Genomic DNA, 14,752 nt, shown 5'->3' with positions numbered 1-14,752 from the left:
GCGCATCACCGTCACGACCGCGCGGCCAGTTCCAGGGCGGCGCGCATCCGCCGGGCGTCCGCCGCCAGGACGGCGACCGAGCCGAGGACCGGGCCCGCCGTGAAGCCCGCCCCGGTCAGGAGGTCGCGCCCTTCGTCTTCCACCCGCTGCCACCAGCGCTCCTCGCCTCGCGACAGCTCACGCGGATCCTCGATCTCCTGCAGCACCCAGCGCGCCGCCCTGGGAAGCCGCTCGGCCATCTCGCGTATCGAGGGCGCGTCCAGCGCGCCGTCCCCGACGAGTACCCGGCAGCGCCCCCGCGCTCGTTCGGCCAGCCTGGCGCCTTCCGCCAGGTGCGTACGGGCGAGCAGCAGGGCCGTCGCCCCCAAAGCCCACGACCTGGCCCGCGGAACGGTCTCGACCACCCCTTGGGCCCAGGCCAGGCGCATGTCCAGTTGGATCTCGCGGGGGTCGGCACCGCCCGGATCTCCCCACGGGGAGGTGGCCAGCGCCGCCCGTACCTCGGCAAGGGATCCGCACAGCCGCAGCCTCTGCCACTCGGTGCCCAGCGAGCCCAGGACGAACTCGGGTTCTGCCTCACCTCCCGCGAACCGGCAGATCAGCTCGTCCACGTTGGCGAGCTCGAACCAGCGGGCCAGCACGCGGATCATCTGCCCTCCCTCCCGAGGCAGCCAGCCGGCCAGCACGCGCAGATGCCACAGCAGGGTGGCCAGGACCGCCCACTGGGCCTCCGCCAGAGTCTGCCCACGCCGCACGTCATGCCCGTACGGCGTGTCACCCAGCAGAGCCACCGCCTCGTGTACGGACCCGCATGTCGCGATGCGCCGCGCACCCGCGCTTCCCGCCCTCCGCCGGACGAGAGCTCTGGCGCGTGTCGCCCCAGCGGCCCACGAAGCGGTCATGACCGCTCATCGGCCAGGGACCTGACCATGTCGGTCACCCGGGCCACCATCTCCGGCATCCGAGCGGCCGAGCGCCTGCGGACCCCCTCGGCGGCGGCCACGGCCTCACGCAGGAGCTCCTCAGTCGCCTGATCGCGGTCCTGACGGGCAAGGGCCGACAGCCGTGCACGCTCCGCGTCCGCCTCCGCGTGGGCCGAGGCGACGATGGCCGCGGCCTGATCGTGGGCGTGCGCCCGCATGTGGTCGGCACGGCGTTGGGCGTGCTCCCGCTCGTTCGCGCACGCGGCCTGGATGTCGGCGAGTGCCGAAAAGATCGGCGCCAGTTCGTCGGCCTGGTCGGCCACCTGGTCGGCGGGGACGCCCGCCGGGGCCGCCGCCCCGGGCACGCCGGAGGGGCGGAACCGTGCCAGGAAATCGCCCAGCCGGACCATCGCTCACCTCCCCGCGCCCCGTCACCTTGGGTAATGCCCGCGACGGAACCAAAAGTCGGTCAACGGACGGCCGAATGTCTGCCAGGCTGTGGAGCCGGCGAAGGGTCGCCGGCGGAGCCCGAACCGGCGGTTCAACGCCGCGGCGGCCCGTTTATCCTCATTCGGCTGTGCCGGCCCGCTGGTCGACATGGCCCAGCGGACGGCCTGACCACCGGTCAGCCGGTCAGCGCAGCCGCCGCAGTAGCGGCGAGGGCGGCTTCTCGGCGGGCGCCAACCGGATTCGGGCGTCCACGGTGGCTGTGCCTCCTGATGTGACCACGACCGGATTGAGGTCCAGTTCGGCCACCTGCGGCAGATCCTCGAGCAGCCTGCCGATCCGTACGACTTGATCGGCCAGTGCGGGGACATCGACGGGTGGCGAACCGCGGTAGCCGTACAGCACCGGAGCGCAGCGCAGCTCGTTGATCATGTCGATGGCATCGATGACGGGCGGTACCCGGAAGACGCGGTCGGCCAGCAGATCGGCCATCACCCCGCCCATGCCGACCATGACCAGCGGCCCGAACATCGAGTAGTTCACGCCGCCCACAATGATCTCCACGCCTCCGGACAGCATTCGCTGGACGATCGCACCGGTCATCTCCGCGCCTATCTGTGCTGACATATCGTGATATGCCCGCCGTACCTCGTCTGGGGTCCGGAGGTTGAGCCGGACCCCGCCGACCTCGCTCTTGTGCACGGGACCTGTGGCCTTGAGCACGACGGGCAGCCCGATGCGGGAGGCCGCCGCGACGGCGGTCTCAGGACCGTCCACGTCAACGGACTTCACCGGCGTCGCGCCGTAGCAGCCGAGCAGCCGGGCGGCATCGGCGGGTGCCAGCCAGCCACCATCCGGGCGCGCCTCCAACTCCGCGTGAACGATCTCCCGGGCGGTCTTCTCGTCAGCCGGAGGAGGTACCGGAACAAGTTCGACGGGGCGGCTGCGCCATTCGGCGTAGCGCACCACGTGGGCCAGAGCCTGGACGGCCTGCTCGGGGAAGGCGTAGCCGGGCACGCGGCCGTCGATCAGGTCGTCGTGGCCGACGACGCAGGCCAGCATGGTCTTGGTCGCTGTCTTGGCCGCTGTCTTGGCCGCGTCGGCGATGGCCCGGCAGGTCGCGTCCAGGCCATCGCCGAATGGCGGGGTATAGACGACGAGGACCACGTCGACGTCGGGTGAGGCGGCCAGGGCCTCGATCGCGGCGCCGATCTCGGCGGCTGTGGCATCGGCGGTCAGGTCGACCGGGTTGCCCAGCGCGGCGGCGGCACGGGCGTCCAGCAGCCCGGGTGGCAGTTCGGGAACGACGAGGCCGTGGACTTCGCAGGCGTCGGCGGCCATCGCCTGCGGCCCGCCCGAGTTGCCCACGATGGCCACCCGGCGACCGCGCGGCAGCGGCTGGGCGGCCAGCAGCTTGGCGGTGTCGATAAGCTCGGGGACGCTGTCGAGCCGGATCACGCCGGCGGCCCGAGTGAGCGCGTCCACCGCCACGTCCGGGGTGGCCGCGGCGGCGGTGTGCGAGCGCACCGCCCGGCCTCCGGCCTTGCCGCGGCCGCTCTTGACCAGCAGCACCGGCTTGCGCTTGCCGACCCGGCGGGTGATGCGCGCGAACCTGCGCGGGTTGCCGAACGACTCCAGATACAGCGCGATCACACCGGTGTCGTCGTCGTCCTCCCAGTACTCCAGCAGGTCGTTGCCGCTGACGTCGGCCTTGTTGCCGACCGACACGAACGACGACACGTCCAGCCGATCCAGCAACGCCGCGCCCACGGCACCGGACTGCGACATCAACGCCACACGGCCCCGGACGGGCCGGTGCGGCAGGAAACTGGCGTTCAGCCGGGCTCCGGTGTTCACCACGCCCAGGCAGTTCGGGCCGATGAGCCGCATCCCAGCCGTACGGCACACCCGCAGTAGTTCCGACTCTGCCGCACGCTGTCCGGCCTCGGCGAACCCCGACGTCAGCACCACCAGCCCGGCCACCCCCGCCGCCGCGCAGTCGCGCGCCACCTGGAGCACATGTCGGGCAGGCACCGCCACCACCGCCAGATCCACGCCGCCGGGCACCTTGGGGTGGCAGGTCAGCCCGGCGATCTCGCTCGCGTTGGGGTTGACGGGATAGATCGGCCCGCGGAAACCGCCGTCGATGAGGTTGCGCAGCACCTTGTGCCCGACAGCGTGTTCGTCGCGGCCCGCGCCGATCACCGCCACCGCGCGGGGCGCCAGCACTCGTGCGAGGGACGCCCGCCCCGCCTCGTGGTCACGAACCTCGATGGCCGCCATCAGCCTGGGAGTGGACTCGGCGGCGATGCTGACGTGCACCGTGTCGCCATCAAAGCGCTGCTCCACCTTCAGGCCCAGGTCGCGCAGCACCCGGATCATCGGCCGATTCTCGGCCAGCACGTCGGCCACCAGTTCGCGTACGCCGTGCTCGGCGGCGTCCACGGCGATGTGCTCCAGCAGCAGCGTGCCCAGGCCATGCCCGTGCACGGCGTCGTCCAGAAGGATGCCCAGGTCGGCGCGGCCGTCCTCGATGGGGATGTACTCGGCTACCGCGACCAGCCGGCCGTGCAGGCCCGCCACCAGCGCGCGTCCGTCGTACCTGTCACCGGTGATGCGTTCGATGTAGGTGTGCGCGGTGTTGCGGCCGCTGGTGAAGAAACGCAGGTATGCCGAGCGCTCCGACGAGCGGTTCACCAGCTCGTGCAGTTCCTCGCGATCGGCGGGACGGAGCGGGCGCACGTGGGCGATGCCGCCGTCGCGCAGCAGCACGTCGTATCCGTCAGGCATGCCGGTCTTCCGTTCAGATGCAGGGCAGCCGCGTGGACCGAGTTCGGTCCTCCGGACCCTACGTTTCCGCACCGCCGGGCGCGCCCGGCAGTGCCGGACGGCCCTTCGGCCAAGGCCGAAGGTCCCTGACGCCGCGTGCTTCGGAGGGTCATCGTGAGCGAGCCGGAGATCAGGGCCCCGGCGGGCTCCCCGTCCTGTTCTTCGGCGGGTGTCCCGGGCCGGCAGTTCGTCGGCGCGACCTTGGCCGGTCTCCGGCTCGAAACGGCTGGCCGAGGGCACTGCCGAACCGCATCGGACGTACGGGCGGATTCCCGGCGCAGGACACTAGCGGGGGAAGACGATCGTCTTGTGACCGTCGAGCAGGACACGCTGCTCGGTGTGCCAGCGGACGGCGCGGGCCAGGGCCTGGCACTCGACGTCACGGCCGATGGCGGCGAGGTCGTCCGCGGAGTGGGTGTGGTTGACCCGGGCGACCTCCTGCTCGATGATCGGCCCCTCGTCGAGGTCGGCGGTCACGTAGTGCGCGGTCGCGCCGATCAGCTTCACGCCGCGGGAGTGCGCCTGGTGGTAGGGCTTGGCGCCCTTGAACGACGGCAGGAACGAGTGGTGGATATTGATCACGTTGCCCGCGAGCTTGACACAGAGATCCTCGGAGAGCACCTGCATGTAGCGGGCGAGCACCACCAGGTCGGCCCGGTAGTGGTCGACGAGGGTCAGCACCTCCGCCTCCTGCCTGGCCTTGGTCTCGGGAGTGACCGGCAGGTGGTGGTAGTCGATGCCGTACGACTGGGTCAGCGGCCGCAGGTCCGGATGGTTGGAGACGACCGCGACGATCTCGATGTCGAGCAGGCCCGAGCGCGTCCGGTAGAGCAGGTCGTTCAGGCAGTGGCCGAACTTGCTGACCATCACCAGCACCCGCGGCTTGACGGACGCCTCCCGCAGCTTGAAATCCATGCCGAACTCGGGGGCGAGCGCCGCGAAGGCCTCGCGCAGTTCCCCGTCGGGCAGCGGAGAGGCGAACTGCACCCGCATGAAGAACCGCTCGGTCACGGCGTCACCGAACTGCTGGCTCTCGATGATGTTGCAGCCCCGTCCGGCCAGGAGACCGGAGACCGCCGCCACCACGCCAGGACGGTCCGGGCAGGACAGCGTCAACACAAACTCGGCCCTGGAACTCATGCCTTCACCCTTGAGCTGGAGAGGTCGGATCGTAAGGTGCTTCCACCTGACCTGGGCAGACTACAGCGGATCCGGCGCCACACCCAGTCGGTCGGCATCCGGCGGAGAGCCGTCCGGGCCCTGATCCGGCGGTGATAGCGTCCCTGAGCCATGAACACCCCTCAGCCGAACGACCGGCCCGCCGCCCGGGTGATCTGTGTGGACTCCTTCGGCCGGGTGCTTCTCATGCACTGGCGTGACACCGTCAGCGGCCGGAGCGTGTGGGAGCCACCGGGCGGCGGCATAGACCCTGGCGAGACCCCCCTTGACGCGGCACGGCGGGAGCTGACGGAGGAGACGGGCCTGCCCGGCGCGGCGGTCATGGACCGCTGGGTGCCGGTACGCCGTGACTTCCACTGGCTCGGCGTCCACTACGTCAAGACCGAACGGTTCTACCTGGCCAGGTTCGAGGACACTCCCACGGTGGGCCCGGGGTCGTTCAGCGTCGAAGAGCACACCACCCACCTGGGCTCCGGCTGGTTCTCGACGGAGGAGATGGCCGACCTCCCCGACCACCTGGAGCCCCCGGACCTGCCGGAGGTCGTCTCCCGCGTCACCCGGCTGGGGTGAGCCGGTCATCGAGCACGGCCCTCGATCTCGAAGATCGAGGGCCGCGGTCGTCAGGGAACGATTCTTCCGGCCGGTGAGAATCTCAGCCCTTGTGGATGGCGCCGGCAATGCCACCGAGCCTGGACACGCCAAATTTGTGAACAATGATCTTTTTCATCGCACTCACCCGAGGACGGCGATAGCCACGAAGAACAAGTATTCGGATATTTTCGAAATTGGCAATGCCAAATAGCAAAGTGGTCTAAATTCGAGTTACTGCATTAGAGGGGACATAGCGACCATTAGCTCTTTTTCTCCATAAACCACCACAGATCCCCCTCGTTCTTCCCTGCGGATCTCGCGCCACCCGAACTTGCGATAGAGCTCCATCGCCGCCGGCTGGCTCAGGGTGGTATCCCCACGGAGTCTTACGTAGCCGAGTTCAATCGCCCGCGCCTCCAGCGCGACGACCATCTGGGCACCGAATCCACGACGCTGGAACTCCGGATGAACCCGCATGCGGCACATCTCGGCGGTCTGATCGTCCACGCGACGGAGCCCGCCCATCGTGACAATACGTCCGTCGGGCGTCTCACCCACGAGGAACTCTCCCCGGTCGGCGAGATAGATCTCGTGGATCCTGGGGAAGTCGTCCTCGTAGTAGACGCCGTCCCCCGGCGCGAGACCGACCTGGGCCAGGCATATCTGGTGGAGCGCCCAGACGGATTCGATGTCGGACCAGCGATAACGCCGAAGCGTCGGCCTCAACTGCCACCCCCGTCGGCCACCGCGTCATCCGTCCACGCGCTGCGGCCGCGCAGCGATTCCAGGTAGACCTTGAGCTTGGGATGCCCCGGAGCCTTCACCTCGGCCTGCCTGCCCACCTCGTGGGCACGCTGCATGAGGATGTCGGGCCGGCACGCCTCGTCGAGACCCGAGATCGTACTCTGGGCGATCTCCAGCGCCTCGTCCACATCGCCCTCAAGGATCTTGCACTGGGCACGGTCGAACTTGATGAAGGTCGGGTCGAGCCAGTCGGTCGGGCCGTACTTGGTGAGCGCCTGTTCCAGGATGAGGTCGGCCTCCATCGCCTGCCCGAGCTTGACCAGCGCGTCTCCCTGGTGAAAGTAGAGCTGGCGCTCGGTGTAGCCGAAGGTCGCGTCATCCTGGTCCGCGGCGGTCATCTGGGAGAAGGCCGCCCTGGCCCGGGACAGCGCCCGCTTCGCCTGGTCGACCACGTCCTTCTTGCCCGCGCCCGACATCATCGCCAGCGCACGGGCCTCGACCACCGGGGCCATGGCCTGGGCCGCACAGGGCGTCTGCCCGGCCAGGTCCCGGCTCTTCTTCGCGAGGTTGAGCGCCTCACGCGGGTCACCGTAGTAGAGCGGGACCAGCGCCTCCCTGGCCGTGACCCACGCCCGCAACGCGCGGTCGCCGGTCTCGTCCGCGGCGGTCCTGCCGGTCCTGAAGAAGGATCGGGCGAGCCTGTGGTCGCCGAGATTGACCATGATCATGCCGCTCAGGCCGGCCAGCTGGGCCGCCATGCGGCACAACCGTTCCTGCAGGTCGACCGGCTGGCGCCGTTCCATGGCCTTGCGCACCGCGCTGAACTCCAGCATCACGTCGCACAGCAGCCTGAGCGGGGGGGTGTTCATGTACTGGCGGCCGAAGCCGATGGTGGATTCCTCCCACTGGTCGAGCATCGCGGGCGAGACGGTGGCCGAGACCAGTGTGTCGTCCATCCTCCTGCGGATGCTCTCCACCGATCCAAGCACCTGTCCGTCCAGCACGATGCCGCTACCTGCCAGGAGCTGTAAGAGTGTCCTCCGTAACACGTTCTCGTCCTCCTCGCCCCCGTCCGCGGAAGGGTCCAAGCCGATCGGCTGGATCAGCATCTCGCGCGGATCAGGGGATGTGTCGGGTCTTCCGTCCTGGAGATCACCTCGGACGACACCGGGCATCCTGTGGCCGTGGCCGCAGATGCACGGGCCGTCGTACCCGAGGGAGGCCGGCTCGACTCGGTAGGCGGAGCACAGGTAGTGCAGGTACTCGGGACCGGGCCGCTTCAGCCCGCTCTCGTACGCGGACAGGAGCGTCTCACCGATGCCGGGGGCCGACTTGCCATCGCGTTCGAACAGCGCCCGTATCTGTTCGATGACGTCCGCGAGGGCGACGCCGTGCGCCAGCCTGTGACCTTTGACCCGTGTAGTCCCGAATTGCGAATTGCATTTCTCGTAGATTTCCTCGGCTATCTGCGCCGAGGACTTCCCGGCGGCCAGGCCACGGGCCCGGACCTGCCGTGCTAGTTCTGTCTCCCTGTGCTGTCTGCCGGACATACCGGCCCCTCTCTCGTGGCCAGCTGGGCTGGCTGGCACACTTAGTCCCGACCGGTCCTCTCTCCCTTGACACACTGTGATCTTTTCGTCGCACTGTGCCTACCGAGAATGATGGACCACGTTTGACTCATCCGGAACGCGCTAATAAAGCCACCGGCTAAGAATCGTCCTCCGGCGGACTGTTTCTTTCAACCTACTTGGCACAACGCCCACCCTGAACTGGGTTTTCCCTGAATTGACCCACGGGGCCGCGGTGAGTCATCTTTGGCGGGCAGCACCGAAGGCGTGATCGAGCGAACACGATTCGGTGCCGGCGAACCGAAACCACGAGGAGGGGCGAGGTGGGTGAAGACGATTTCCGACACCTGGAACGACTGGTGACGGAGCTTGACTGCCGCGGGCTGCACGCCCGTGTGGTGCGGACCCACTCGGGCCGTGCGTTCGTGCGTGTGATCAACCCGAAGGCGACCAGCCTCGCGGAGAACGTCACCTGCCGAGCACAGGCCACCCCCAACCACCGGGATTGGTACTACTGGTGGTCCTGGGGTGAACGGATGCACACGGTGGAAGACCCAGCCGGTGCCGCGACCAAGGTCGCACGCGTACTCGCCGCGGTAGGGGAATGAGGTGAGCGGTGCGGAGGGCTTCACCCGCCCGACGCGCCGTACCTACCACGGCCCGGCGGAGCCGACGGGATGACCGGTGCGGAGCGTCCTCGGACGCTGGTCACCCCGTCGGCTCCGGATCCCCGGACCGGCCCGCTTTCCATCAGGGATCGCCGACCGGACCGGCGCGAACTCCCGCGGAGGCTCTCCCGAGCCGAAGCCCACGAACTGCCGTAAGGCAAAGGCCGCCGCCTGGTCTCTCGTCCGGGCGGTGAGTAGGAGGGATCCCCCTCGGAAACGGCACGGGACACGCTTCCGGGTGCGTGTCCCGTCCGGGCCGCCCGTCACCGGGGCATCCGGGTCCGCCTCCGCGGCCCCAGATCCGGATGTCCCCGTCTTCCCCGGCGTGATGTGACGGAGGCCGGTTCGATCGGCAATATGGGTAGGTCGCATGACTCGCCCATCTGACTCGTCGATCCGATCCGAGAGGGATCCACTCCGTGTTCCTGCTTTCCCCCACGCCCGTCCCCAGCCCCACCCCCAGCTTGACTCCCAGCGTGACCCCGAGCGTCACCTCGACCCCCGACCCTGGAGTCGTGGTCGAGGAGCTGCTCGACATGAGCGCGGGTCTGACAAAGGGCTGCGGGGACGGTGGCGGGATGATCTGCGACTTCGTGCAGATGATCGTCCCGGTGAGCTGGGCGGCTCCCGCCATCGCGGGCATGATCGCCATCGCGCTGGTCGTGGTCATCGCGCTGGCTCTGCGCAACGTGGCGCACCGGCTGATCAGCCGGGTGGTGCGGAAGGCCTCCTCCGAGCGCACGTCCCTGGCGGGGCGGCTACGCGGCAGGGAGGCGGTGACCCCGGAGGGCCTCGACGCGATCGTGGCCGAGCGGCGCAGGCAGCGGGCCGAGACCATCGGTTCCGTGCTCAAGCCGGTCGCCTCGATCATCATCCTGGGCACCGCCGCGCTGACCGTCCTGGAGCGGCTCTCCGTCCCCATCGCCCCCCTGCTGACCAGCGTGGGCATTCTGGGCGTGGCGGTCGGCTTCGGCGCCCAGGAACTCGTCAAGGACTTCATCGCGGGCATGTTCATGCTCCTGGAGGACCAGTACGGCGTGGGCGACGTGATCGACACGGGCACCGCGATCGGCACCGTGGAGGCCGTCACCCTGCGCATCACCCGCCTGCGCGACAGCGACGGCCGGGTCTGGTACATCCGTAACGGCACCATCACCCGCGTCGGCAACGAGTCCCAGGGCTGGTCTCGCGCCACCGTCGACGTGCCCGTGGCCTACGCCTCCGACATCCCCGCGGTCCGCGACCTGCTCAAGCAGGTCGCGGACGAGATATGGAACGACCTCGCCTTCCGCGACTCCATCATCGTCGAGGAGCCGCAGGTCTGGGGCATCGAGCAGATCTCCGACACCGCCGTCATCTTCAGGATCAGCGTCAAGACCATCCCCTCCCGGCAGGCCGAGGTCGCCCGCGAGCTCCGCGTCCGGGTCAAGTCCGCCCTCGACCGAGCCGAAATCCCGATCGCCGGCTGACGTCAATTAGGCTGGAGGCGTGTCCGTTACCCCCGGGGAATCCCAGTCCTTCTACGACGCCGTCGGCGGCGAAGAGACCTTCAGGCGTCTCGTGCACCACTTCTACCAAGGAGTGGCGGCCGATCCGGTGCTACGGCCGCTTTATCCCGAAGATGATCTCGACGGGGCCGAAGAGCGGCTGCGTCTGTTCCTCATCCAGTACTGGGGCGGCCCCAGCACCTACAGCGCGCAGCGGGGCCACCCGCGCCTGCGGATGCGGCACAACCCGTTCGTCATCCGCTCGGTCGAGCACGACGCCTGGCTCAGGCACATGCATGACGCGGTGCTCTCCCTGAAGCTCCCCGAGGACCTGGAGAAACGTCTCTGGGACTATCTCGTGTACGCGGCGAGCAGCATGATCAACGCCCCTGACGCATAAACTTCGTCAAGCGGGGGCAGTCCAAAGCACATGGAATCCCCCTGGTGGCGTGATGCCGTCGTCTACGAGATCTACGTTCGCAGCTTCGCCGACGCCTCCGGAGACGGCGTCGGCGATCTGCCCGGCATCCGGCAGCGCCTGCCGTACCTTGCGGAACTCGGTGTGGACGCGATATGGCTGACTCCCTTCTACCGCTCCCCCATGGCCGACGGTGGCTACGATGTGGCCGACTATCGTGACGTCGACCCCCTTTTCGGCACGCTCGCCGATTTCGACGAGCTCGTCGCCGAGGCGCATCGGCTCGGTCTCCGGGTGATCGTGGACATCGTCCCGAACCACAGCTCCTCGGCTCACGAGTGGTTCCAGGCCGCGCTGCGCGGTGAGGGACGCGATCGCTACATCTTCCGTGACGGCGGTGATCTGCCTCCCAACAACTGGCAGTCGACCTTCAGCGGCCCGGCCTGGACCAGGACCCCCGACGGGCAGTGGTATCTGCATCTCTTCGCTGCGGAACAACCTGACTTCAACTGGCGCAACCCCGAGGTGCACACCGAGTTCCTCGACGTGCTGCGGTTCTGGCTCGACCGAGGGGTGGACGGGTTCAGGATCGACGTGGCGATGGGCCTGTACAAGGCCGAGGACCTGCCGGACACCCCGCCGCAGGATCAGGCGTTCAAGGCCGAGTCGCCGATCTGGGGACGGCCCGAGGTACACGAGGTCTACCGCGCCTGGCGCAAGGTGCTCGACTCCTACGACGGCGAGCGGGTGGCGGTCGGCGAGGTCTGGACCGACTCCGTCGAGGATCTCGCGCTCTACCTCCGCCCCGACGAGCTCCACCAGAGCTTCAATTTCGCCTGGCTGGAGGCCCCCTGGTCCGGACCCGCGTTCAAGAAGATCATCGATGACACACTGGCCGCGGTGACCGCTCCCACCTGGGTGCTCTCCAACCACGACGTGATCCGCCATGTGACCCGGTACGGCGACGGCCTGACCAACTCCACCATGGGCCTGGCCCGCGCCCGTGCGGCGCTGCTCGCCATGCTCGCCCTACCGGGCTCCGCATATCTCTACCAGGGGGAGGAGCTGGGCCTCCCCGAGGTGAGGAATCTTCCCCCGGAGGCCCGTCAGGACCCCATCTTCGCCCGTTCCAAGGGAGAGCTGCCCGGCCGTGACGGCTGCCGGGTCCCCATCCCCTGGTCCGGCATGGCCGAACCGTACGGCTTCTCGCCCGATGGAGCGCGGCCCTGGCTGCCCCAACCCGTCGAGTGGGCCGCGCTCTCCGCCGAGCGCCAGTCGAGCGATCCCGGCTCGACGCTGAACTTCTACCAGGAGGTCCTGCGGGTCCGCCGCGACCTCCGCGGCACGCTGCCCGAAGAGATCACCTGGCAGGAGAGCCCCGAGGACGCCCTCATCTTCAGCCGGGGTTCCCTGATCTGCGTCATCAACTGTGGTTCCCAGCCGGTGCGACTGCCGCCGCACGACCGCGTCCTGATCGGCAGCGCCCCGGTGGAGGGCCACCTGCTCCTGCCGGACAGCGCGGTCTGGCTGTACGCCCCCGAGGTCTGACGGCTCACGGCAGGCGGCGGACGTCCGCGGGTACGGCCCGTCCGCCACCTGCCGAGTCGAGGCCGGGGAAGGCCTCAGTCCATCGCGAACCTGCGCAGGTAGGCGATCTCGTCCTGGCTCAGCCGCCGCGGGGAGGCACTCCCCACGTCGTAGGCCACGATCACCGAGCGGGCCTTGACGAACACTTCGTCATCGTCGCGGATCTCGTACGCGAGGGTGAACCGTACCGGACGGATCTCCGTCACCCATGACTCCACCCGGACCGGGTCGGGTCTGAAGGTGAGGGGACGCCGGTAGTCGATCTCATGCCGGGCGATCACCAGTCCGGCGAAAGGGGCGTTTCCCTCGCGTTGGGGATCGACGTGGAACATCCCCAGCCGCGCGTCCTCCAGATAGTCGAGGAACCGCACGTTGTTGACGTGACCCAGCGAGTCGATGTCGGCGAACCTGACAGCCCTGGGGAACACATGTCGGTGGCCATGGCCGACCTCGTCCGCGACGCTCTGTCCAAACACACCCAGAACCGTAGCGAGCCCCCGCTGCCCGTCGTACGGCGGGGCACCGGAGGCTCGCGCGGTCGCGACCGGGAGAGCACCTGGCACGACCCGTGCCAGGTGCTCCTGCCCGCGGGCGGAGAGCGGGGTCAGTCGCGGGTGAGCTTGCGGTAGGTGACGCGATGCGGCCGGGCCGCGTCGGCCCCCAGACGCTCGATCTTGTTCTTCTCGTAGTCGGCGAAGTTGCCCTCGAACCAGAACCAGTTCGAACCCTCTTCCCAGGCCAGGATGTGGGTCGCGATGCGGTCCAGGAACCACCGGTCGTGCGAGGTGATGACCGCGCAGCCGGGGAACTCCAGCAGCGCGTTCTCCAGGCTGGAGAGCGTCTCGGTGTCGAGGTCGTTGGTGGGCTCGTCGAGCAGGAGCACGTTGCCGCCCTGCTTGAGGGTGAGCGCCAGGTTGAGCCGGTTGCGCTCGCCACCGGACAGGATGCCCGCCTTCTTCTGCTGGTCCGGCCCCTTGAACCCGAACGCGGCGATGTAGGCGCGCGACGGCATCTCGACCTGGCCGACCTTGATGTAGTCGAGCCCGTCGGAGACGACCTCCCAGACGTTCTTCGCCGGGTCGATCCCGCCCCGGCTCTGGTCGGCGTAGGAGATCTTGACGGTGTCACCGACGACGATCTCGCCACTGTCCGGCGTCTCGCCGCCGGTGATCATCCGGAACAGGGTGGTCTTGCCGACACCGTTCGGACCGATGACGCCGACGATGCCGTTGCGCGGCAGGTCGAAGGAGAGGCTCTCCATCAGGACGCGCTCCTCGAAGCCCTTGGTGAGCTTCTCGGCCCGGATGACCGTGGTGCCCAGACGCGGGCCCGGCGGGATCTGGATCTCCTCGAAGTCGAGCTTGCGGTGCTTGTCGGCCTCGGCGGCCATCTCCTCGTAGCGCTGCAGGCGCGCCCGGCTCTTGGTCTGGCGGGCCCTGGCGTTGGAGCGGACCCACTCCAGCTCCTCCTCCAGGCGCTTCTTGCGCTTGGCGTCCTTCTGGCCTTCGAGCTTGAGCCGCGCGGCCTTGGCCTCCAGGTAGGTGGAGTAGTTGCCCTCATAGGGGTGGCAACGGCCGCGGTCGAGCTCCAGGATCCAGTTGGCCACGTTGTCCAGGAAGTAGCGGTCGTGGGTGACGGCCAGCACGGTGCCCGGGTACTTCTCCAGGTGGGACTCCAGCCACTGGACGCTCTCCGCGTCGAGGTGGTTGGTGGGCTCGTCGAGCAGGAGCAGATCGGGCTGCTCCAGGAGCAGCTTGCAGAGGGCGACCCGGCGGCGCTCTCCACCGGAGAGCTGGGTCACCTCTGCGTCCGGCGGGGGGCAGCGGAGGGCGTCCATCGCCTGCTCCAGCTGGCTGTCGAGATCCCAGCCGTTGCGGTGGTCCAGGGCGTCCTGGAGCTTGCCCATCTCGTCGAGCAGCTCGTCGCTGTAGTCGGTGGCCATCAGCTCGGCGATCTCGTTGAAGCGGTCGAGCATCGCCTTGGTCTCGGCGACGCCCTCTTCGACGTTGCCGAGAACGGTCTTGGATTCGTTGAGGGGGGGCTCCTGCTGGAGCATGCCGACGGTGAAGCCGGGCATGAGCCGGGCGTCGCCGTTGGACGGCTGCTCCAGGCCCGCCATCATCTTCAGCAGCGTCGACTTTCCGGTGCCGTTGGGACCCAGGACACCGATCTTGGCTCCCGGCAGGAACGACAACGTCACGTCGTCGAGGACGACCTTGTCGCCGTGCGCCTTGCGCACGCGCTGCAGTGTGTAGATGTACTCCGGCATGCCATTAGTTTAGGGCCTGGAAAGTTCAGCAGTGCTTGCGAG

General features: G+C 68.6%; 13 protein-coding genes. 5 read left to right on the top strand and 8 right to left on the bottom strand.

From position 1 onward, the window contains the following. Positions 1 to 11: 11 nt before the first annotated feature. The 4 genes from AB0K21_RS32885 to purU all read right to left on the bottom strand — a co-directional run bounded on the left by AB0K21_RS32885 (position 12) and on the right by purU (position 5,339). Positions 12 to 902 (bottom strand): hypothetical protein, encoded by an 891-nt coding sequence (locus AB0K21_RS32885; protein ID WP_364155533.1) that lies wholly within the window; start codon positions 900 to 902, stop codon positions 12 to 14. Then, entirely contained in the window at positions 899 to 1,333 is a 435-nt protein-coding gene (locus AB0K21_RS32880; protein WP_343983510.1) for a hypothetical protein, read from the bottom strand. Before AB0K21_RS32880 ends, AB0K21_RS32885 begins: the two co-directional genes overlap by 4 nt. A 223-nt stretch (positions 1,334 to 1,556) precedes the next feature. After that, a complete protein-coding gene (locus tag AB0K21_RS32875; RefSeq protein ID WP_364155531.1) occupies positions 1,557 to 4,160 on the bottom strand; it encodes a GNAT family N-acetyltransferase in 2,604 nt (867 codons plus the stop codon). A gap of 324 nt (positions 4,161 to 4,484) precedes the next feature. Further along, entirely contained in the window at positions 4,485 to 5,339 is an 855-nt protein-coding gene (gene purU / locus AB0K21_RS32870; protein WP_343983517.1) for a formyltetrahydrofolate deformylase, read from the bottom strand. 150 nt (positions 5,340 to 5,489) lie between these two features. Here purU and AB0K21_RS32865 point away from each other — a divergent pair, with 150 nt between their 5' ends. Beyond that, positions 5,490 to 5,948, top strand: coding sequence for an NUDIX domain-containing protein (locus tag AB0K21_RS32865; RefSeq protein ID WP_364155529.1), 459 nt, complete (start codon positions 5,490 to 5,492; stop codon positions 5,946 to 5,948). Positions 5,949 to 6,200: 252 nt separating this feature from the next. On the opposite strand, the gene AB0K21_RS32860 is transcribed toward AB0K21_RS32865, so the two are convergent. Both AB0K21_RS32860 and AB0K21_RS32855 read right to left on the bottom strand, forming a co-directional pair. Next, positions 6,201 to 6,695 carry a GNAT family N-acetyltransferase gene (locus tag AB0K21_RS32860; RefSeq protein WP_343983524.1) on the bottom strand — a complete coding sequence of 165 codons (495 nt, stop codon included), beginning with the start codon at positions 6,693 to 6,695 and terminating at the stop codon, positions 6,201 to 6,203. Continuing rightward, a complete protein-coding gene (locus tag AB0K21_RS32855; protein ID WP_343983527.1) occupies positions 6,692 to 8,263 on the bottom strand; it encodes an XRE family transcriptional regulator in 1,572 nt (523 codons plus the stop codon). The genes AB0K21_RS32860 and AB0K21_RS32855 overlap by 4 nt, the downstream gene beginning before the upstream one ends. 341 nt (positions 8,264 to 8,604) lie before the next feature. Between AB0K21_RS32855 and AB0K21_RS32850 the strand changes: the two genes are divergently transcribed. The 4 genes from AB0K21_RS32850 (at position 8,605) to AB0K21_RS32835 (ending at position 12,402) form a co-directional block, all read left to right on the top strand. Continuing rightward, on the top strand, positions 8,605 to 8,889 hold the full coding sequence (locus tag AB0K21_RS32850; RefSeq protein ID WP_343983530.1) for a hypothetical protein: 285 nt from the start codon (positions 8,605 to 8,607) through the stop codon (positions 8,887 to 8,889). A gap of 479 nt (positions 8,890 to 9,368) precedes the next feature. After that, on the top strand, positions 9,369 to 10,418 hold the full coding sequence (locus AB0K21_RS32845; protein WP_364155526.1) for a mechanosensitive ion channel family protein: 1,050 nt from the start codon (positions 9,369 to 9,371) through the stop codon (positions 10,416 to 10,418). Between the two features lie 19 nt (positions 10,419 to 10,437). Next, a complete protein-coding gene (locus AB0K21_RS32840) occupies positions 10,438 to 10,836 on the top strand; it encodes a globin (protein WP_030917961.1) in 399 nt (132 codons plus the stop codon). Positions 10,837 to 10,866: 30 nt separating this feature from the next. Further along, positions 10,867 to 12,402 carry a glycoside hydrolase family 13 protein gene (locus tag AB0K21_RS32835; RefSeq protein ID WP_364155524.1) on the top strand — a complete coding sequence of 512 codons (1,536 nt, stop codon included), beginning with the start codon at positions 10,867 to 10,869 and terminating at the stop codon, positions 12,400 to 12,402. 74 nt (positions 12,403 to 12,476) lie between these two features. Here the strand turns inward: AB0K21_RS32835 and AB0K21_RS32830 are convergent, their stop codons facing one another. Next, the gene (locus AB0K21_RS32830; protein ID WP_343983542.1) at positions 12,477 to 12,917 is read right to left on the bottom strand and encodes a thioesterase family protein; all 441 of its coding nucleotides are present in this window, start codon (positions 12,915 to 12,917) and stop codon (positions 12,477 to 12,479) included. A 128-nt stretch (positions 12,918 to 13,045) separates the two neighbouring features. Beyond that, positions 13,046 to 14,710: an energy-dependent translational throttle protein EttA gene (gene ettA / locus AB0K21_RS32825; protein ID WP_343983545.1), complete on the bottom strand. Its 1,665-nt coding sequence runs from the start codon at positions 14,708 to 14,710 to the stop codon at positions 13,046 to 13,048. Between the last annotated feature and the right edge of the window lie 42 nt (positions 14,711 to 14,752).

It is taken from the genome of Streptosporangium sp. NPDC049248 (genome assembly GCF_040678965.1).
GTDB classification, from domain to species: Bacteria; Actinomycetota; Actinomycetes; order Streptosporangiales; family Streptosporangiaceae; genus Streptosporangium; species Streptosporangium fukuiense.
This window is presented reverse-complemented; position numbering and strand designations above follow the sequence as displayed.

Excerpts from the sequence above, each read along its gene's own strand:
- AB0K21_RS32885 (WP_364155533.1), bottom strand. The coding sequence starts at position 902 with ATGACCGCTTCGTGGGCCGCTGGGGCGACACGCGCCAGAGCTCTCGTC.
- AB0K21_RS32880 (WP_343983510.1), bottom strand. The coding sequence starts at position 1,333 with ATGGTCCGGCTGGGCGATTTCCTGGCACGGTTCCGCCCCTCCGGCGTG.
- AB0K21_RS32875 (WP_364155531.1), bottom strand. The coding sequence starts at position 4,160 with ATGCCTGACGGATACGACGTGCTGCTGCGCGACGGCGGCATCGCCCAC.
- purU (WP_343983517.1), bottom strand. The coding sequence starts at position 5,339 with ATGAGTTCCAGGGCCGAGTTTGTGTTGACGCTGTCCTGCCCGGACCGT.
- AB0K21_RS32865 (WP_364155529.1), top strand. The coding sequence starts at position 5,490 with ATGAACACCCCTCAGCCGAACGACCGGCCCGCCGCCCGGGTGATCTGT.
- AB0K21_RS32855 (WP_343983527.1), bottom strand. The coding sequence starts at position 8,263 with ATGTCCGGCAGACAGCACAGGGAGACAGAACTAGCACGGCAGGTCCGG.
- AB0K21_RS32835 (WP_364155524.1), top strand. The coding sequence starts at position 10,867 with ATGGAATCCCCCTGGTGGCGTGATGCCGTCGTCTACGAGATCTACGTT.
- ettA (WP_343983545.1), bottom strand. The coding sequence starts at position 14,710 with ATGCCGGAGTACATCTACACACTGCAGCGCGTGCGCAAGGCGCACGGC.